The sequence below is a fragment of the Lentibacter sp. genome (assembly GCF_029254145.1).
In the GTDB taxonomy this organism is placed as follows: Bacteria; Pseudomonadota; Alphaproteobacteria; order Rhodobacterales; family Rhodobacteraceae; genus Lentibacter.
The window spans coordinates 1-19272 of record NZ_JAQWYD010000109.1 but is presented as its reverse complement, the minus strand read 5'-3'; the positions used below and the strand labels follow the sequence as shown (position 1 = coordinate 19272).

Sequence of the window (19272 nt, the reverse complement as noted above, 5' to 3'; positions counted from 1 at the left end):
GTGTTTGGACATGGTGCAGATCATGTAGAGGCCTGCGGCTTTGGCAGATGTCGGGATTGTTTCGGGTGAGGGACGCTTCCATTTGGCGATATCGAGCTTTGCGCCTTTGAACTTGGCGTCGCCGTAGTAGCTTCCCCATTCCCATGCAACCACGGCCATACGCACGGCATTGCGCGCGGCTGAGACGCCCATGTCTTCGCCTGCGCCACGCCATGCGACAACGCGCACGTAAGCGTCTGTCAGGCCGTTGGCATCGAGCACAGCGCGTTTGGCGGCTTCGATTTCGTCGATGGTATAAGGGATCTTCATATCCATCAGCTCGCCTGATTTGTGCAGGCGTTCAGAATGTTTGCGGGACAGAAAGACTTTGCCGTTGTAGCAGCGCTCGCCTTCAAAGACAGAGCTGGCATAGTGCAAAGCATGGGTCAGGATATGGACATTGGCGTCGCGCCATTCGACGAGTTTGCCATCCATCCAGATTTTGCCGTCACGATCATCATAGCCTGACATTTTGGTCTCCTCCGCGCGTCAGTTTAAGAATGTTGCGTCAAAAACGTCCGAAGCGGACATAAAGTTGCGCAAAAACTGAGAATCGCTACCATTCGTACCTTGGAATGTCAACAAAGCTGACTTAAAATTGGAAGGACAAGAGAAAGAGAGTGATCATGAGTGAACCTATTCGCGGCGAAGGCTTGTTGTTTCTGACGGATGAGCAATTGCAGCAAGGCATTGAAGGTATGTTTTTTGCTTATCGCGGGTTTACGGCGGATCCTGATCGTATTCTCGAAGAGCTCAACCGCGACCGTGATCAGAACTACGGCCGCGCCCACCATAGGGCTGTGCATTTTGTGGCGCGCGCACCGGGCACAACTGTGAAAAATCTGCTAGAAATACTTGGAGTCACGAAACAGTCACTTAACCGTGTCTTGCGTACTTTGATGGAGGATGGCCTTGTGGTGAGCAAAGTCGGGGGGAGCGATCGCCGCGAACGCCACCTTTTCTTGACGGAGGCTGGAGCGGACCTTGAACGTCAGCTATCTGATGTACAGCGCGCGCGGATGCGAGATGCGTATCGTGCCGCAGGGCCAGAGGCTGTGCGCGGGTTTCGCCAGGTCTTGGAGGCGATGATGGATAAAGAGTTGCACAAGAAGTACGGTGCATTGAGGGACAAGAGTGAATGAATGACGTCGACGCGCACCTTCTGATTGTGGATGATGACGAGCGGATCAGGATGCTTTTACAGAAGTTTCTGATGCGCGCCGGGTTTCTTGTTTCGGGGGCGCGGGACGCGGCACACGCACGACGCCTTTTGGCGGGGCTCGATTTTGATCTGATTGTGATGGATGTGATGATGCCCGGAGAAACCGGTATCGACCTGACGCGGTCTGTGCGGGAGACATCTCAGGTTCCGATTTTGCTGCTGACAGCGCGAGGCGAGACGGAAGACCGTATTGTCGGGCTTGAGGCGGGCGCGGATGATTACCTTGCCAAGCCGTTTGAGCCCAAAGAGCTTTTGCTCAGGATCAACGCAATTTTGCGGCGGGTGCCTGAAGTGGTGGCAGAGCAAATCCGCCCCAAAGTCTTGGGGCTGGGCGCGTTTAGCTATGATATCGAGCGTGGCGAGCTTTGGCAGGGGGAAGACCCCATTCGACTGACGGCCACCGAGAACCAGCTGATGAAAATTTTTTCCGCAGCTGTGGGTGAGGCGATCAGCCGTGTGACACTTGTCGAAGAGCTTGGCCGCGACCGTGGGCAGGCGCAGGAGCGGGCAATTGATGTGCAGATCACGCGACTGCGGCGCAAGATTGAACGTGACCCCAAGCAGCCGCGGTATTTGCAGACGGTTCGCGGGGCGGGGTATATGCTCGCGCCGGACTGAGGATATCTGGTGAAAGAGGAAGCCGCGACTCTTTAGGTAAAGAGATTTGCGTAGGTGTCGCGCAGAGCCTTCTTCTGGACCTTGCCCATGGTGTTGCGTGGTAGCTCGGGGAGCAGCAAGACGTGTTTGGGCTGTTTGAACTTTGCAAGCTTTTGAGCGGCGACGGCTTGGACAGCCTCGGCTGATAGCGCGGGGTTTGAAGGGACAACGACGGCAACGACGGCTTCGCCGAAGTCGGGATGCGGCACGCCGATCACAGCGCTTTCAAGGACGCCATCGATCTCATCGATCAGGCTCTCGAGCTCTTTTGGATAAACATTGAAGCCACCTGTGATGATGAGGTCTTTCCCTCGCCCGACGATACTAACGTAGCCATCGGCATCGATTTGACCGAGGTCCCCTGTAATAAACCAACCATCGGCGCGCAGCTCTTCTGCTGTTTTTTCAGGCATCTGCCAATAGCCTTTGAAGACATTGGCTCCGCGCACTTCGATCGTTCCGATTTCACCTTGTTCGACTTCGCTTTCGGCGTCCATAATCCGAAGCTCCACACCGGGAAGAGGCATACCGACTGTTCCAGCACGGCGCTCGCCGTCATACGGGTTTGAGGTATTCATATTGGTTTCAGTCATGCCGTAGCGCTCAAGTATTCTGTGGCCTGTGCGGGCCTGCCATTGCTCGTGGGTGTCAACCAGCATGGGGGCAGACCCAGAGATGAAGAGGCGCATATTGGCGCAGAGCTCGGGCGTGAGCCGTGAGTCTTGCAAAAGGCGGGTGTAAAATGTGGGCACGCCCATGAGACACGTCGACGTGGGAAGGGCGGCTATGATCTGTTCGGCCGAGAAGCCCTTCATGAAGTTTAAAGTCGCGCCAGAGATCAGAGCGATGTTTGTGGCGACAAAGAGTCCATGGGTGTGAAAAATCGGCAGAGCATGGATAAGCACATCATTTTCGGTAAAGCGCCAATGATCTTTCAGGGCCGCCGAGTTTGAATAGAGGTTGTCGTGACTTAGCATCGCGCCTTTAGAGCGGCCCGTCGTCCCCGAGGTGTAAAGGATTGCCGCGAGGTCGTCGGCGCTGCGGGGGACAGGTGTTATGATCATGTCTGTCAGCGCGGCAGTGAGTGTGCTAAGGCCGCTTTTGTCGAGCGTGAAGAGGCGCGCAGTGTTTGCGAGTGGAGTGATTTCGCTTTCGCGGTCAGGATCACAGACAACGATGCTGGGCGCAGCGTCATCAAGGAAATAGGCAAGCTCGCTCGCGGTATAGGCGGTGTTGAGCGGCAGGAAGATGCCGCCCGCGGCAACTGTTGCGAGATAAAGCTCGATGGCGGTGAGAGATTTGTCGACCTGCACGGCAACGCGATCGCCCGGGTTGAGGCCTGCCTCTGTGAGGACAGCCGCGAGGCGTAGGGCATTGCGCAGAGTTGTCCCATAGCTTTGTGACGGCGCATCTGGCTGCTTGGCGAAGGCCTTGTCAGGATGGGCTTCGGCGTGAGCCGTTAGGCGGGAAAAAAGATAGTTATCTGGCATTGGACCTCTCGAACTTGCGCATCAATCCTGCGTGTGCATTAGCGCGAGTGCAAGAGAGGAATTGACCTTGGATCATGCGCACGCAATGGTCACGCCAAAAGGAACGCCAAATGCACCCGCTCAAAGGCATCGCTCTCAAGATTTGCTCTGTCATCACCTTCATCACGATGGCTTCGCTTATTAAGGCAACGGCACAGCATGTGCCTGCGGGGCAGGCTGTTTTCTTTCGCTCAGTTTTTGCGTTGCCTGTGATCCTTGCCTGGCTGGCGGTGCGGGGTGATCTGCGCACAGGGCTGAAGGCGGCTTCGCCTATGGGACATTTCTGGCGCGGGTTTGTCGGCACAGCGGCGATGGGACTTGGCTTTGCGGGCCTCGGCCTGTTGCCGCTGCCTGAGGTTACGGCAATCGGATATGCGGCGCCTTTGATGACGGTTATTTTGGCGGCGATGTTTCTGGGTGAGCAAGTCCGCTTGTTTCGGCTTGGAGCTGTAGCGCTTGGGATGGTTGGTGTCCTGATCGTTCTGGGGCCGAGGCTCAGCGCGTTTTCTGGTGACACTGTTGAAAAGACTGCGGCGCTCGGAGCGATGCTTGTTCTCACTGGGGCGCTCTGTGCTGCGCTGGCGCAGATCTATATTCGCAAGCTTGTACAGAGCGAGCAGACCTCGGCGATTGTGTTTTACTTCTCGGTGACTTCGGCAAGCCTTTCGCTTTTGACGTTGCCGTTTGGCTGGGTCCTGCCAACGGGGCAAGAGGCGGCCTTTTTGATCTTGGCAGGCTTGCTTGGCGGAATGGGTCAGATATTTTTGACGTCGGCCTACCGTTTTGCGCCTGCGTCTGTCGTCGCGCCGTTTGACTATGCCTCGATGCTGTTTGCGATCTTGATCGGGATGTTCTTTTTCAATGAAATCCCAGATCTGCGCACTATTGGCGGCGCTGCTCTTGTCATTCTGGCCGGAGTGATCATCATCTGGCGCGAACACCAGCTTGGTCTGGAGCGTGGCCGTGCGCGGCGCGGAATGACACCACAAGGTTAGGAGAACGAGATGCCAACAGTTGGAGAAGCGCTTGTTGAGCGGCTTAAAGCACATGGGGTCAGCCATGTGTTTGGTATTCCGGGCGTGCATACTGTCGAGCTATATCGTGGGCTCGCGCGTTCGGGGATTGCCCATATCACGCCGCGTCACGAGCAGGGCGCTGGCTTTATGGCGGATGGCTATGCGCGGGCCTCTGGCAAGCCCGGAGTGGCCTTTGTCATCACGGGCCCGGGGCTGACCAATACGCTCACGCCGATGGCGCAAGCGCGGGCGGATTCTGTGCCGATACTTGTCGTGTCAGGGGTGAACAAGACCCATACCCTTGGTAAGGGGCTTGGCTGCCTGCATGAGTTGCCAGATCAGCTGGCTTTGTCAAAAACAGTCTCTATTAAAGCTGAAAAAATCGAAAATGCCGCTGCGCTGATGCCCGCGATTGATGCGGCATTTGAGGGTATGTCTGCCGCGCGGGGCGGGCCGTATCATATCGAGATTCCGATTGATGTGGCCAAACATGACCATGAAAAAGTGGGCAAAGCACCCGCGCAGCCAGCGCCGTTGGCGGCGGATGCGGATCAGATTGAAGCGCTGGCGGCAGCGCTTATGGCGGCGGAGCGCGTTGTGATTCTTGCGGGTGGTGGCGCGAAGCGGGCTGATGCGGCGCTGGGGCAGCTGGCTGAAAAGCTTGATGCGCCCGTCGTGCTAACGGTGAATGCGCGCGGGATGATGCATAAGCACCCGCTCTGTATTCCGGCGAGCCCGAGCTTACATGCTGTGCGAGCAGCGATTGCCGATGCAGATATGGTCTTGGCGGTAGGGACTGAGTTTGGCCCGACGGATTATGACATGTATGCGATTGGCGATATGCCTGCAATGAAGCGGCTGGCGCGGATTGATATTTGCGCAGATCAGCTGGCGCGGCATGAGGCCGAAATGTGTCTTCACGCTGACGCTGGCGTAGCGCTGGAAGCGCTTCTCGCGGAGGTGAGTGACAAGCCGATTGCCGACGGCGCGGCGCGGGCCGAGACTGCACGGGGGGGAGCTTGGGCTGAACTCAGCGATGATTATCGGCTGATGTGTAGCTTGCTTAATGTGGTGCGCGACGCGCGGCCTGGCGCTCTGATTGTCGGCGATAGCACGCAGCCGATCTATGCGGGTAACCTTTATTATGATCACGATATGGCAGGTGGCTGGTTCAATGCGGCCACCGGCTTTGGCGCTCTGGGCTATGCGATCCCTGCGGGAATTGGGGCGCAGTTTGCGCAGCCAGATCGGCCTGTTGTTGTGATAGCGGGGGACGGTGGCGCACAGTTTACGCTACCTGAGCTCATGACCGCTGCGCAGGAGAAGCTGCCGATCACGTTTATTATCTGGAACAACGGTGGCTACGGCGAGATCGAGCTGACGATGGAAAACGCAGGCATCGATGTTGTTGGCTGTGATCCGAAGCCGCCTTTGTTTGAGCATGTCGCGGCCAGCTGCGGGATGCCCTATGCGCGTGTTGCAGCGGAGCCTGCTGCACTGGCCGAAGCGATGCAGCCGAAAGCGGGGCAGAGCGGGCCTGTTATGATTGAAATTGATGCCCCGTTTATTGCGAGCTGAGGAGGCAGATTTGGCCATTATAGAGACAGTTCCTGCGAGAGCGACGCCTGATTCTGGCGTCTGGTGTGACCTTCATCAGGAGCGCCCGCGCGGACTATTGCCTGAGGCTGAGCGTAAACGTGTCGCGGCCTATCTCGAGACCGCGACTGATTGGGGCGGGATTATTCTGATCGTCGGAGATGTCAGCCATTGGGTGCAGGTTTCTGCGGGTGAGATTGTGAGCTTTCAGTCTTTTCTTACAGGGCGGTTGGCGCAGGCTTTGGGCGCTGCGGGCGCGCCAGAAGGCGCGTCTGTGGATGCTGCAATGAGCCAGCCCGAACGGCTCGCGGGGCTATTACGCAGTGCCGAAGTGTCAGGCGAAAGCGGCGCGGCGCTGGGCGCTTTGATTGGTGCGGAGCTTGCGGCTACACGAGCATTCTGGCTCGGTGCAGATCTGCGCCTCATGGGCGCGGGAGCCTTGGCTGACGGCTATGAAGCAGCGTTGCGCGCGCAGGCGGCTTGGGTGACGCGAGTCTAGAAACGGATCTCGAATTTTGCGCCACTGGTGCTCGGAAGAAGTGTGATTTCTGCGCCGTTGGCTTCAAGCATCGCGCGGGTGATGGCGAGGCCCATGCCTGTACCACCACCAGAGCGCCGTGTTGTGAAGAAGGGATTAAAGATGCGCGCGCGGTCACCTTCCGCTACGCCTTTGCCATTGTCGGCAACAGTGAGAACCGCGTCTTTTGACGACAGCTGTAGCTCTGTCGCACTATGGCGGGCGGCGTTTTGTGTGAGTTGTTCTAGCACGGCAGTAAGGCCTGTTGCGTCAAGCGGGAGCGGAGCATTTTCGCCTACAGTCAGAGTGAGGGTGCTGGGCAAAGCGCTGACAACATCAGACAGAAGCGTCGGCCTGCGCCCATAGGGAACTCGCGCTGCGGCGAGGGCGCGTAGGCTGTCGAGCAAGCTCTGCATCCGTGTTGAAGAGGTGCGAATAGACGCGAGGAGCTGCGCGCGGTCTTCAGGGTCATCAACGCCTGCTTCCAGTAGCTCGGCGGCCGCGCTGATGCTTGCCAAAGGAGACTTGAGTTCATGTGTCACATGATCGGAGTAGGCGCGGATACCTGCCTCGCGATTTTGTAGCGCTTTGGCCATATCATCGACGGAAGCGGCGAGCGCTGTAAACTCGGGCGTGCCAAAGTGGGGCGGTAGGGGCGCATCTGTTTGGCCCGCCTCGACGGCCTTTGCATAGGCTGTGAGGGCATAGACAGGACGCAGGACCAGCCGCCAGAGCAGATAGGCGAGAATAGCTGTCGAGAGGTAGACCATCCAGCCGATGAGCCATGTGGTTTCGCCCCAGCCGAGGATATTGCCGGCGAGCTTGAAGTAACCGATGCCTATGAGCGGCAGGCAGAGGACAGCGGCCAGCGTGCCGCCAATGACAAGCGCGAGCGGTGGGCGCCACTTCTTTATGATTTGCCGCCTCACGCCCCCAGACATGGGCCCATCCTGACGCCGACGCCATGCACCGTTTCGATGGCATCGCTTGCGCCGTGCTCGGCGAGCTTTGAGCGCAGATTGCGCAGGTGGCTGTCGACCGTGCGGTCAGAGACATGGATGGTGGGGCCATAGACAGCATCTGATATTTGCACACGTGAATAGACATTGTCGGGACGCGTCATGAGAAACGAAAGAAGAGCCATCTCACGCTGTGTTAGGGAAATATCTTGCGCTTGAAAACGGCAGAGATGCTTGGCGGCATCGACTTGAAGCGCGCCACGTGTGAGCGGGCCATGTGCGTTGCTGTTGCCTTGGCTCCGCTTGAGTACGGCACGCAGGCGGGCGGTCAGCTCGCGGGGAGAGAAGGGCTTTGTGACGTAGTCATCTCCGCCAATCTCGAGACCGATGATCTTGTCGATTTCGTCATCGCGGGCTGTGAGGAAAAGCACGGGTGTTTCCTTTTCCGCGCGCAGGCGTCGGCAGAGCTCTATCCCGTCCATTGCAGGGAGGCCTATGTCGAGGATGATGAGGTCGTCCTGACCATTTAGGGCTTTTGCGAGGCCTTCCGCTCCGTCGCCTGCCTCGCGCACCACATGGCCCGCTTGCTTAAGGGTGATGCGCAAGACATCACGGATCTGCGGGTCATCGTCGATGATCAATATGTTGGCCATACCGCGGCCTCCTCGAACTTTGAAGGTGAGGCTAGGCTAGCTTGCAAGCGGCTATCCCGAAAGCCCCATTCGCGCCAATCGGTGATTTGAATATCTTTGACCCCGCGGCCATAGCAGAGCCTTTGGCCTTGGGCAGCTTCATAGGCGCGGATGGCTGGCTCGGCGTGTTTGCCCAGAAAGCAGACATATTGCGGATCAAGCACCACGTCTTTGCCAAGATTATGTTTTGCGATTGTGGCGGAGAAGCTGACGAATGAGGCGAGATAAAGCGCCGCCAGACCAAGGAGCGCGGCGCGGCCAAGGAGCCAGCTGGCGGGCCTTTTTTGGATGGTTTGATAGATCACCAGCGCGAGGCCGAGGGCAACAACGACCATCCAGATCGCGGCGGCCATGCGCAGATGTGTGAGGCCGTATTGGGCCACGTAGAGCTCAAGGCGCAAAAGCGAGGAGAGGACGAGAAAGACGTTCTGCGCGACCCATGCAAGGAGGGCGATGCGCAGGACTTGGCTGCCTTCTGTGAACGGGCGGGCAAGCAGCGCAAAGACGCCAGCGAGGAGCGCCGTGGCAAGAAGCGGATATGCGCCGCGGTGGGCATAGGCGGCATATGTCATCCCCTCAGGGAGCGCGACACCACCCCAGAGATAGGCGACATCCGTAAGGGTCTGGAGCGCGAAGAGTGCATTGAAGAGGATGAGCGAGCGGCAAACAGAGCCAGCGTTGAGCGTGGCCGGAGCGGCTGGCAGGCGGGGGCCTGTGAAGCCGAGCTTGAGGCGCCTTTGCATGCTTGCCGCGGCGAGGAAGGGGAGCAATACAATAGCGAGGCCACACCAGAAAAGCATACGTTTGATAGCGTTGGGACTCAGCCAGTGGGAGGGAGATATGCTGGCGAGCCAGCTCTCCATCATCGGGTTGGCTGAGAGGAGAAGCGAGGCGAAGACGAGGCCGAAGCCGAGTGGCAGGAGCCAGACTTGAACTATTGAGGTGAGAGAGGTTTCTGGGCGATGAGCCGTGGAGAAACGCGCAGCGGCAGAAAGCTCTGAACCTATTGCGGCGGGTGCGCTGAGCACAAATCTTAGGCCCGTGGAGAGCCATCGTGTGATCCCTTGCCAACCTCCGAGGACGATCCAGCTTGTGCCCAGCACGAGGCCGAAGCCGAAGAAGGTAAGCGAAAGCGCTTGCGATTGCTCGACCAGTGGCATGGCAAGAAGCGCATAGACCACGAGGCCGCCCCCGCCGCTGCGGCTATTGCGGAGCCAGAGGACCAGCAGGATGAGCAACCCGAAGAGCGCGAGGGAGAGGCCTGCATCGGCCTGCCATGTGAGGGCATCTCCCGCGACGACAAGGGCGAGAAGCGCTATCAGGCGCGGGAAGAAAGGCTGCTCTTTTGTGCCTGTTTTGGGTGTGGTTTCGCGGGGCGGCTCTGACATCCACCAGCCGTCCATCTGGACGGAATTGGGCACGCCTCTGACCAAAAATGTTTTCATGTCACTGTCCTCGGTTTGTTTGATTGGTTCCTTAATGGCGTGCGCATGTGCAGGGGTTTCGGCGCGTTTGAGCAGTTTTTGCGCAGATCGGGGAGCCACGTCAGCGCTTGCCTTTGGGGCACACGCGTGAGACGTTTTGGCCAAGGCCAAAGAGGGCGAAATGATGAACGTAAAAGAGCAAGACAAGCTGGCGCAGCTGCCCCAGACAACCGAGCCGCGCAATGCGGGGCTGCCACTTGATCTGGACTGGGTGGCGCGGGTACAGGCCAATACATCGGCGATCGAGCGTCGTGCGGCTACCCTTGGAACGCGGCGCTCTGTGAAGAAAGCCCATCAGGCGGCGTGGCTCTTGAAGGCTGTGAGTTGCATTGACCTTACAACGCTTGCGGGCGACGACACGGCCGGGCGGGTGAAGCGGCTCTGTGCGAAGGCGCGCCAGCCTGTTCGGGGCGATATTATGGACGCGCTCGGCATGGGGCCGATCACCGTTGGCGCGGTTTGTGTTTACCACGATATGATCGCCCCTGCGGCGGAAGCGCTTGCGGGCTCAGGTATCCCGATTGCCGCTGTGAGCACGGGCTTTCCTGCGGGGCTGTCGCGCTTTCATCTGCGTGTGAAAGAGATTGAAGAGAGCGTGAAGGCAGGCGCGAGCGAGATAGATATTGTGATCTCGCGGCGGCATGTTTTGACGCAAAACTGGCAAGCGCTCTATGACGAGATGCGCGCCTTTCGTGCGGCCTGTGGGGATGCGCATGTGAAGGCCATTCTGGCGACGGGCGAGCTTGGATCCCTGCGCAATGTGGCGCGCGCAAGCCTCGTTTGCATGATGGCGGGGGCTGACTTTATCAAGACCTCGACGGGCAAGGAGAGCGTGAACGCGACCCTGCCTGTGAGCCTTGTGATGATCCGTGCGATACGGGACTATGAGGCGGCTACGGGCTTTCGGATTGGCTATAAGCCTGCAGGCGGGATCAGCAAGGCGAAGGATAGTTTGGTCTATCTTTCGATGATGAAAGAGGAGCTAGGCGACCGCTGGCTTCAGCCCGATCTTTTCCGCTTTGGTGCATCAAGTCTCTTGGGTGATATCGAGCGACAGTTGGAACATTATGTGACGGGGGCCTATTCGGCGTCATACCGTCATGCGGCGGGGTAAAGCTATGACAGTTAAAGAGATTTTCGAGAGCATGGAGTACGGTGAAGCGCCTGAGAGTGCGGCTGAGGCGTTTGCATGGATCACCGACAATGGTGCGCGGTTTGGACACTTCATTGACGGCGCATTTACCGAAGCGGGCGAGGGCTTTTTGAGCCACAACCCTGCCAACGGAGAGACACTGGCGACGCTTACTCAGGGTAGTGCTGCCGACGTTGATTTGGCCGTTCAAGCGGCGCGCAAAGCCCAGCCCAAATGGGAGAAACTCGGGGGCCACGGGCGGGCGCGGGTGCTCTATGCGATTGCCCGTTTGGTGCAAAAACACAGCCGCCTTTTTGCGGTGCTTGAGACACTGGACAACGGCAAGCCGATCCGTGAAAGCCGTGACATCGACATCCCTCTTGTGCAGCGGCATTTTTACTATCACGCGGGCATGGCGCAGCTGATGGAAAGCGAGCTGCCTGACGCCGAGGCGCTGGGTGTTTGCGGACAGATTATCCCGTGGAATTTCCCGCTGCTGATGCTGGCGTGGAAGGTCGCGCCTGCGATTGCTATGGGCAATACTGTGGTCTTGAAGCCTGCGGAATATACTTCGCTGACCGCACTTCTCTTCGCCGATATTTGTCGTCAGGCGGGTGTTCCCAAGGGCGTTGTCAACATTGTTACAGGCGATGGCGCTGTCGGTGAGTTGATCGTAAAGCACCATGATATCAATAAGATCGCCTTTACCGGCTCAACCGAGGTGGGCCGCAAGATACGGCAAGCGACGGCAGGAAGCGGCAAGGCGCTGACGCTCGAGCTGGGCGGTAAATCTCCTTACATCGTGTTTGATGATGCGGACCTTGATTCAGCGGTTGAGGGCCTTGTCGATGCGATCTGGTTTAACCAAGGGCAGGTTTGCTGCGCGGGCTCGCGGCTTCTGGTGCAGGAGGGCATTGCAGAGACGTTTTATGCAAAGCTCAAGGCACGGATGGCAAAGCTGCGCGTTGGCTCACCGATGGACAAATCTATCGACGTTGGGGCGATTGTGGATCCTGTGCAGCTCAAGTCGATCACAGATATGATCGCCGCCAATGATGAAGGAGAGCTTTACGCAGCACCCGTTGAACTGCCCGTGGAGGGGAGCTTCTATCCGCCGACGCTGATCACGGGGCTTTCACTGAGCGCGAAGCTGATGCAGGAGGAGATATTCGGGCCTGTTCTGGTGGCCACAACCTTCCGCACGCCAGAGGAGGCGGTGAGCCTCTCCAACAATACGCGATACGGGCTTGCCGCGACGGTTTGGAGCGAGAATGTGAACCTTGCTTTGAGCATCGCGCCAAAGCTTGCAGCGGGGGTTGTCTGGGTTAATGCCACGAACTTGTTTGACGCTGCCGCCGGCTTTGGTGGGGTGCGTGAAAGTGGGTTTGGTCGCGAGGGCGGGTGGGAAGGCTTGCAGGCCTACACGCGCCCCAAAGGCAAGCTGAAAGCGCTGGTGAACACAGCACCAAACGCGGGCAAGGGCGGGCTGGAAAGTGGCACACTCGACCGCACCGAAAAGCTCTATATCGGCGGCAAACAGGCGCGGCCTGACGGGGGCTATAGCCGCGAGATTTTTGCCAAGAACGGTACGCTTGTCTCTCAGGCGCCGATTGCGAGCCGTAAGGATATCAGAAACGCTGTCGAGGCGGCACGAGGTGCTGCAGGATGGGGGAAAACAACTGGGGCTTTGCGCGCGCAGATCCTTTATTTTATGGCTGAAAACCTTGAGGCGCGGGGCGCAGAATTTGCCCGCCGTATCGACGCGATGAAGGGCGGAAAGAGCGGTGCCAAAGAAGTCGAAGCCTCTGTGAAGCGGCTATTTTCTTATGCCGCTTGGGCGGACAAATATGACGGTGCGGTGAAGGGTGTTCCGATCCGTGGCGTGGCTTTGGCCATGCCTGAGCCGCTTGGTGTGATTGGTGCATTTTGTGATGATGCGCATCCGCTTTTGGGGCTTGTCTCTGTGATGGGGCCAGCGCTGGCGATGGGCAATAGAGCCGTGCTTGTGGTGAGTGAAGCCTACCCGCTAGAGGCGCTCGATATGATGCAAATTCTGGAGACATCTGATGTGCCTGCGGGGGTTGTGAATCTGTTGAGCGGGAGCCACGTAGAGCTTGCAAAACCGCTCGCCAGCCACATGGATGTGGACGGAGTCTGGAGCTTTTCCAGCAGTGAGACTTCGGGCGAGATTGAGCGCGAAAGTGCGACGAATTTGAAGCGCACATGGGTCAACAACGGACAGGCACGTGACTGGTTTGGCGCGGCGGGTGAGGGCCGTGCATTCTTGGCGCAGGCGAGTGATGTGAAGACCATTTGGGTGCCTTATGGGGAATGAGATTAAGCGCTTCTGACCCTATCGTTCAGCATGGTTAATGCTCTGCTGAACGGCTGATTCTAGGGGGGTGAAATGCGTGCACATCCCGTGCACAAAGCGTGCACCGCCCAAATGGGAAAGTGTGAACGCGAATTAACTTAATACAGCGTGCTTAGAGCCCCTCGGGCTGCCCGACAACTGTGAAGCTGAGTTGCTCAGGCTTGAGAAACTCGCGCGCAACGCGGTTGATTTGCTCTAGCGTAACGGCGTTCACGCGGTCATTTCGCGTGGCGATATAGTCCGTTCCCATACCTTGCATCTGCATTCCGACAAGGATGTCGGCGATGGGTCCGTTGCCGTCAAAGCGCAGGGGGTAAGAGCCCGTGAGATAGCGCTTGGCGTCTTCGAGTTCTGTCTCTGTGACGCCTTCGCTTTGCATGCGAGCCCACTCGGCCTTGATCACTTCCATGGCCTCACCGATGCGGTTGTTGGCGGATTGTACCGAGCCAAGCCAGACATCGGCGCCGTCTTTATCAACGAGATAGGAGTAGACGCCATATGTGAGGCCGCGCTTTTCGCGGACCTCCTGCATTAGGCGGCTTTCAAACCCGCCGCCGCCGAGCACAACATTTAGCAGGTAAGCGGCGAAGTAATCATGGTGATCAAAGGGCACACCAAGCTGGCCGAACATGGCGACAGACTGTGGCGTTTCAAAAGGAATCACGACGGTTTCGCCGTCAAACACGGGGGAGGCAGCGGGCGGCAGAGGCGCGCCTGTTTCGGGGAGATCGGCGAGCAGAGTGTCGAGCACGGGACCGAGCTCTTCGCGGGAAATGTCGCCAACAACGCTGATATAGATCCTGTCGCGCACCACCGTGGACTGAAAGGCGGCGAGGATATCGTCGCGCGTGAGGGCTGTGACAGAGTCAACCGTGCCGCTTCTGTCTGTGCCGTACGGGTGTGTGCCGTAGACGCGGGCGTCAAAAGCCTGACCCGCGATAGAGCTTGGGTCTTTTTCATCAGAACGGATGCCTGAAATGACTTGGGCGCGGACGCGGTCGATGGCGTCTTGATCAAAGCGGGGGCTGGTGAGCGACTGGCGCAGAAGCTCGAGCGCTTCGTCGCGGTTCTCTGTGAGAAACTTGGCGGAGACTGAAAGCGTGTCGTCGTAGACGGCGTAAGAAAAGGAGGCGGCGAGGCCGTCACGGGCCTTGGCGAAGGCGCGGGCATCAAGCTCGGCTGCGCCTTCTTCAATAAGGCCTGTCATGAGATTGATTGCGCCACGTTTGCCCTCGGCGTCGAGAGAAGCGCCGCCTTGGAAGCGCAGTTCTAGGGCGACAAAGGGGATCGAGTCTTCTTGCACATGCCATACTGTGAGGCCGCCGTCTGTCTTGAATTCGTCGATTGTAACGCCTGCGGTGGCGGGGATCGCGAGCGCGAGGCTGAAGGCTGCGGCGAGGAAAGCTCTCATGAGGCGTCTCCTTTTTCTTTCATCAGATAGCCTGTCACCGAGCGGTCAAGATTGAAGACGGATTTGGCGGCGGCGATAATTTCGTCAGGTGTGATCGAGTCAAGGACTTTTGGCCAGTCTTGCACATCTTGCACGGTGAGGCCGCTTGTCAGCGCGCTGCCGTAGACATTGGCGAGGTTGCCAACATCGTCGCGGGCGTAAATCTGTGAGGCGCGTATCTGCATCTTGATGCGCGCGAGTGCGGCTGTGTCGATGGGTTTGGAAATAAAACTCTCTATGGCCTCATCCATCGCGGCTTCGGCTTCGGGGAGTGTCACGCCATCGGCGGGAACGACGAGGACTGTGAAGTCGGTGTCATCAAGTGATTCGCCGTTGTAGAAGGCCGCTGTGTAAACGGCCTTTTGGCTTTCGAACTGAAGGCGCTCTGTGAGGTAGCTTGTGGTTCCGCCGCCGAGGAGCTCGGCGAGCAGTGTAAGGGCTGCGGCTTCGCGCTGAGCGCCTGCGTCACGTTCCGGGGCGAGGTAGCTGCGGCTTACATAGGGCTGGGCGACGCGGGCATCGCGGAAAATTACACGGCGCTCGGCAGTTTGGGGTGGTTCGGCGGGGCGGGCGCGCTTTGTGAGCTCAGGATTAGGCTCTAACGCACCATAATATTGCTCGGCCAAGGCCTTCACGCCCTCGGGGGTGACATCGCCCGCGACGACCAAAATGGCGTTGTTGGGCGCATAGAAGCGCTTGTAATAGGCCAGTGCGGCGTCAAGATCGAGCGTCACCATCTCATGGCGCCAGCCGATCACGGGGACACCGTAGCGGTGATTGAGGAACTGCGCGGCATTCTTCTGCTCACGAAAGAGCGCGCCAGGGCTGTTCTCGGTGCGCTGGTTGCGCTCCTCAATAATGACTTCGCGTTCTGTGAGAATGTCCTCCTCTGAAAGGCGGACATTGACCATACGGTCGCTCTCAAGGCGCATCATCAGCTCGAGTCGATCCGAGGCCACGCGTTGGAAATAGGCAGTGTAATCATAGCTTGTGAAGGCGTTGTCTGTGCCGCCGTTGCGCGCGACTGTGGCCGAAAGCTCACCGGGGGCGAGTGTGTCTGTGCCTTTGAACAGGAGATGCTCAAGAAAGTGCGCAACACCTGATGTGCCGGGGAATTCGTCTGCGGAGCCAGCGCGATACCAGACCATATGGGTGACGACGGGCGCGCGACTGTCTTCTATGACCACCACGCCCATGCCGTTGTCGAGCGTGAAAGTTGTTACGGCATCGCGGATGTCGGCCTTTGCAGGGGCGGCAAGGGCGAGGCTTGTTGCAAGAGTCAGCAAGAGGGCGCGCATGAAGTCACTCCTAAATAGATACTGGGAAAGATAAGCGCTTTGAGCCGCGCATCAAGCAGGCGGCGCAAAACTGACGCAGATGTGAAAGGCTGTGGTTCACTCGCCGCGTGGTGGGGCAGCGGGAGTTTGCACGCCTGTGCGGCGATATTTATACCACTCGTCATAGGGCTCGAGCGTCTGGCGCTTGTAGGCTTCTGCATAGCGGTCTGTTTTGAACAGGCGGATCTTGGTGAAGCGTGATTTGCGCGTGCGGAAGTCTTTGTCTTCTGCTGCAAGTGTGCTGCGAATATCGGGCGCAACGCCATTGCGCGAGGCGTGCTGAACAAGGGCTGCATCCGAAGCGGGTACACCTGTTGCAGCGCGACTGGCAGGGTTGCCCCCGAGGGCTTCTATGCCTTCGGCAATCGGGTCACGGTCACTCAAGTTTGCTTGACCAGGTGTGGGCGTGGGCAGCGCCGAATAATCGGCGGGTGCCTCAAGCGGGCGGCTTGGCAGAATGCCGAATTCGTCAGGGCCTTCGCCTGGTTTGTCGAGCTGACGCATGGAAATATCGCGCTCTTGGCCGACGGAACAGGCAGACACGCCCAGTGAGGCGATGAGAACAAACATAAGATATGGCGCGCGCATCATGCACCTCCAGTTAAGTTGGTCATGTCTTACCCCTTTTTTCAGGCGAGGTCACGAGGGGTTTTGTTCAGTCTCGCCTGAGGTAAAAAGCACAAGTCCCACGGCCCCGATAAACACCGCGATATCCGCGATATTAAAGGAAAACGGGTTGTTGAAGCCGCAGCAGGACATGTTGAGAAAATCCGCCACTGCGCCGTAAATGACCCTGTCGATCACATTGCCCAGCGCACCACCGACGAGAAGCCCCGCCGAGATGCGGCCAGGTGTGCTCGGCTCTTCGCGAGAAATCCACCAGAAAACGGCGACTGAAATGATCAGTGCGACGGTGATCAAAACCCAGCGTGTCAGATCATTGTCTTCAGCGAAGAGACCGAAGTTGACCCCGTAGTTCCACGCCATGCGCAGATTGAGGAAAGGCGGATAAACATCAATCGAGAGCCTTTGGGCCAAATTGAGCCAATGCACCACGAAATACTTGCTGATCTGGTCGGCTACAAATGTGAGTAGCGCGACCCAAAACATTATGCGCATCGCGCCCTCCTGCTCAGAGCGTTTTCCGCTCTGTTTTGACCTCTGCCTTCTAGTGCCTGAAATGGCGCATACCGGTCAAGACCATTGCCAAGCCAGCATCATCTGCTGCTTTGATCACATCGTCGTCGCGCATTGATCCGCCAGGCTGGATGATGGCTGTTGCTCCGGCCTCTGCGGCGGCAAGAAGACCGTCTGCAAATGGGAAGAACGCGTCAGATGCCACAACAGATCCTTGTGCGAGGCTCTGCGGCAAGCCGCACTCTTCAGCCATGCGCGCGGCTTTGAGCGCGGCAATAGTGGAGCTGTCTACGCGGCTCATCTGGCCTGCGCCGACGCCCACGGTTGCGCGGTCTTTGACGTATACAATTGCGTTTGATTTCACATGCTTGGCGACAGTCCATGCGAAGAGCATATCGGCCAGTTCCGCCTCGGACGGCGCGCGCTTTGTCACGACTTTGAGGTCATCGAGTGTGATGTGGCCAGTGTCTTTGTCCTGTACGAGAAGCCCGCCTGCAACCTGACGATAAGACAGCTGTGGGGCGCGAGGATCGGCGAGAGCGCCTGTTGTGAGGAGGCGCAGGTTTTTCTTCGCGGCGAAGATGGCACGGGCCTCTTCAGTGGCATCGGGTGCGATGACAACTTCTGTGAAGATGTTGCAAATTTCTGACGCTGTCGCTGCGTCAAGTGTTTGGTTGAGCGCAATGATACCGCCGAAAGCCGAGGTTCGATCGCAATCAAAGGCGCGGGAATAGGCCTCAAGAAGCGTATTGCCACGGGCCACACCGCAAGGGTTGGCATGTTTGATGATCGCAACAGCGGGGCCGTCTTCGGGGGCGAATTCGCTTACGAGCTCAAAGGCGGCGTCTGTGTCATTGATGTTGTTATAGCTCAGCTCTTTGCCTTGGTGCTGGGTCGCAGTTGCGACGCCTGCGCGCGAAGAGCCGTCTTTGTAAAAAGCAGCCTGCTGATGCGGATTTTCGCCGTAGCGCAACGTTTGCGCCAGAGTCCCGGCAATAGCGCGGCGGCGTGGGGTTTCTTCACCGATTGAGCCAGCCATCCATGTGGAGACGGCGGCATCATAGGCGCCTGTGCGGGCATAGGCGATCTGGGCGTGACGCTGGCGGAAGGCATAACTTGTCTGGCCATCGTTGGCGTCAAGCTCGGCCAGAAGCGCAGAATAATCTTCTACATCAACGATTGTTGTGACGAAGCTGTGGTTTTTCGCGGCGGCGCGGATCATGGCGGGACCGCCGATGTCGATGTTCTCGATCATCTCGTCATAGTCAGCACCACGGGCGAGCGCGGCTTCAAAAGGGTAGAGATTGACGACCAAGAGATCAATTGCGCCGATGCCATGGGCTGCCATGGCGTCAACGTGCGTCTCGTTGTTGCGCAGGGCGAGCAGCCCGCCGTGGACCATCGGGTGAAGCGTCTTGACGCGGCCGTCCATCATCTCAGGGAAGCCTGTGATCTCGGCGACATCTTTTACATCAAGGCCCGCGTCGCGCAGGGTTTTGGCGCTGCCGCCTGTGGAAAGAAGCTCGACACCGCGTGCTGCGAGGGCTGTGGCCAGCTCAACGAGGCCCGTTTTGTCGGAGACGGAAAGAAGCGCGCGGTTGAGCGGGGCGAGAGCGGGAGATGTCATGGGGCAGCAGTCCTAACTAGAGTTCGAATTCGTCGCGCTGGACATCGCGGATGGCTATGGCACTGTCATGCGCCTTGGCCAGCGACCAGCGGATGCGCGTGGCATACTCCATTGCGCGGGCAGATAGAACGACTTGTTTCGTCGCACGTGGCTTGAGGCGGCCAGTTTCCAGATAAACGCTCGGTTCAAGGCTCAGTTCGGCGTTTGGCTCACAGCGTAGGACCCAGATTTCGCCACTGCGCAGGGCCAGCGAGATCGCCGCGCCGCCCATATCAATGGCCGCATCGACCTCTGGATGAAGATGAAAGCGGATCTGGAAGAGCAGCCCGGCATCGACGCCGCGCGCGAGGGCTTTTTGAAATATGACTTTGTCTGCTTCCTCAACGGCAAAGAGCATGTCTTCGCCAGCGAGGCCACGGCCATCGTTTGTGAGCTCAAGCGTGCGGGCATGGGTCAGCCCGTGGGTGCGCAGCCAGCCGTCATGCCCGCCTTGAAAGCGTAGGC

18 protein-coding genes are annotated in these 19272 nt (G+C 58.4%); 7 read left to right on the top strand and 11 right to left on the bottom strand.

From position 1 onward, the window contains the following. Positions 1-510: aminotransferase class IV (locus P8O11_RS12485; RefSeq protein ID WP_300294651.1), on the bottom strand; the 510-nt coding region annotated here is incomplete at its 3' end. Between the two features lie 155 nt (positions 511-665). On the opposite strand from P8O11_RS12485, the gene P8O11_RS12480 reads away from it, so the two are divergent. Then, positions 666-1181, top strand: a complete 516-nt coding sequence (locus P8O11_RS12480) for a MarR family transcriptional regulator (protein ID WP_300294649.1) — start codon at positions 666-668, stop codon at positions 1179-1181. After that, the gene (locus P8O11_RS12475) at positions 1178-1879 is read left to right on the top strand and encodes a response regulator (RefSeq protein ID WP_089893207.1); all 702 of its coding nucleotides are present in this window, start codon (positions 1178-1180) and stop codon (positions 1877-1879) included. Before P8O11_RS12480 ends, P8O11_RS12475 begins: the two co-directional genes overlap by 4 nt. 32 nt (positions 1880-1911) lie before the next feature. On the opposite strand, the gene P8O11_RS12470 is transcribed toward P8O11_RS12475, so the two are convergent. Continuing rightward, complete coding sequence (locus P8O11_RS12470; protein WP_300294646.1) at positions 1912-3408, bottom strand: malonyl-CoA synthase; 1497 nt, start codon at positions 3406-3408, stop codon at positions 1912-1914. Between the two features lie 110 nt (positions 3409-3518). Here P8O11_RS12470 and P8O11_RS12465 point away from each other — a divergent pair, with 110 nt between their 5' ends. Genes P8O11_RS12465 through P8O11_RS12455 form a run of 3 tightly spaced genes read left to right on the top strand, consistent with a single transcriptional unit; the run spans position 3519 to position 6558 of the window. After that, entirely contained in the window at positions 3519-4442 is a 924-nt protein-coding gene (locus P8O11_RS12465; RefSeq protein ID WP_300294644.1) for a DMT family transporter, read from the top strand. 9 nt (positions 4443-4451) lie between these two features. After that, on the top strand, positions 4452-6041 hold the full coding sequence (locus tag P8O11_RS12460; protein ID WP_300294642.1) for a 5-guanidino-2-oxopentanoate decarboxylase: 1590 nt from the start codon (positions 4452-4454) through the stop codon (positions 6039-6041). A 10-nt stretch (positions 6042-6051) separates the two neighbouring features. Beyond that, positions 6052-6558 (top strand): 2-dehydro-3-deoxygalactonokinase, encoded by a 507-nt coding sequence (locus P8O11_RS12455; RefSeq protein ID WP_300294640.1) that lies wholly within the window; start codon positions 6052-6054, stop codon positions 6556-6558. On the opposite strand, the gene P8O11_RS12450 is transcribed toward P8O11_RS12455, so the two are convergent. From P8O11_RS12450 to P8O11_RS12440, 3 genes are read right to left on the bottom strand one after another with little or no spacing between them, the layout of a single operon-like run. Further along, positions 6555-7517, bottom strand: a complete 963-nt coding sequence (locus P8O11_RS12450; protein ID WP_300294638.1) for a sensor histidine kinase KdpD — start codon at positions 7515-7517, stop codon at positions 6555-6557. The genes P8O11_RS12455 and P8O11_RS12450 overlap by 4 nt on opposite strands. Beyond that, positions 7502-8188, bottom strand: a complete 687-nt coding sequence (locus P8O11_RS12445) for a response regulator transcription factor (RefSeq protein ID WP_300294636.1) — start codon at positions 8186-8188, stop codon at positions 7502-7504. The genes P8O11_RS12450 and P8O11_RS12445 overlap by 16 nt, the downstream gene beginning before the upstream one ends. Then, on the bottom strand, positions 8173-9672 hold the full coding sequence (locus tag P8O11_RS12440) for a DUF4153 domain-containing protein (protein WP_300294635.1): 1500 nt from the start codon (positions 9670-9672) through the stop codon (positions 8173-8175). The genes P8O11_RS12445 and P8O11_RS12440 overlap by 16 nt, the downstream gene beginning before the upstream one ends. Before the next feature lie 163 nt (positions 9673-9835). Here P8O11_RS12440 and deoC point away from each other — a divergent pair, with 163 nt between their 5' ends. Beyond that, positions 9836-10825 carry a deoxyribose-phosphate aldolase gene (gene deoC, locus P8O11_RS12435; protein ID WP_300294653.1) on the top strand — a complete coding sequence of 330 codons (990 nt, stop codon included), beginning with the start codon at positions 9836-9838 and terminating at the stop codon, positions 10823-10825. 4 nt (positions 10826-10829) lie between these two features. Continuing rightward, positions 10830-13178, top strand: a complete 2349-nt coding sequence (locus tag P8O11_RS12430; RefSeq protein ID WP_300294633.1) for an aldehyde dehydrogenase family protein — start codon at positions 10830-10832, stop codon at positions 13176-13178. 151 nt (positions 13179-13329) lie between these two features. Here the strand turns inward: P8O11_RS12430 and P8O11_RS12425 are convergent, their stop codons facing one another. From P8O11_RS12425 to P8O11_RS12400, 6 genes are all read right to left on the bottom strand, one after another. Further along, positions 13330-14628 carry a pitrilysin family protein gene (locus tag P8O11_RS12425; RefSeq protein ID WP_300294631.1) on the bottom strand — a complete coding sequence of 433 codons (1299 nt, stop codon included), beginning with the start codon at positions 14626-14628 and terminating at the stop codon, positions 13330-13332. Continuing rightward, a complete protein-coding gene (locus P8O11_RS12420) occupies positions 14625-15965 on the bottom strand; it encodes a pitrilysin family protein (protein ID WP_300294629.1) in 1341 nt (446 codons plus the stop codon). Before P8O11_RS12420 ends, P8O11_RS12425 begins: the two co-directional genes overlap by 4 nt. A 96-nt stretch (positions 15966-16061) precedes the next feature. Continuing rightward, positions 16062-16595, bottom strand: coding sequence for a DUF3035 domain-containing protein (locus P8O11_RS12415; RefSeq protein WP_300294627.1), 534 nt, complete (start codon positions 16593-16595; stop codon positions 16062-16064). 48 nt (positions 16596-16643) lie between these two features. Further along, complete coding sequence (lspA, locus tag P8O11_RS12410) at positions 16644-17123, bottom strand: signal peptidase II (protein WP_089893175.1); 480 nt, start codon at positions 17121-17123, stop codon at positions 16644-16646. Positions 17124-17172: 49 nt separating this feature from the next. Further along, complete coding sequence (gene purH / locus P8O11_RS12405; RefSeq protein WP_300294624.1) at positions 17173-18768, bottom strand: bifunctional phosphoribosylaminoimidazolecarboxamide formyltransferase/IMP cyclohydrolase; 1596 nt, start codon at positions 18766-18768, stop codon at positions 17173-17175. 16 nt (positions 18769-18784) lie between these two features. After that, positions 18785-19272: heparinase II/III-family protein (locus tag P8O11_RS12400; protein ID WP_300294622.1), on the bottom strand; the 488-nt coding region annotated here is incomplete at its 5' end.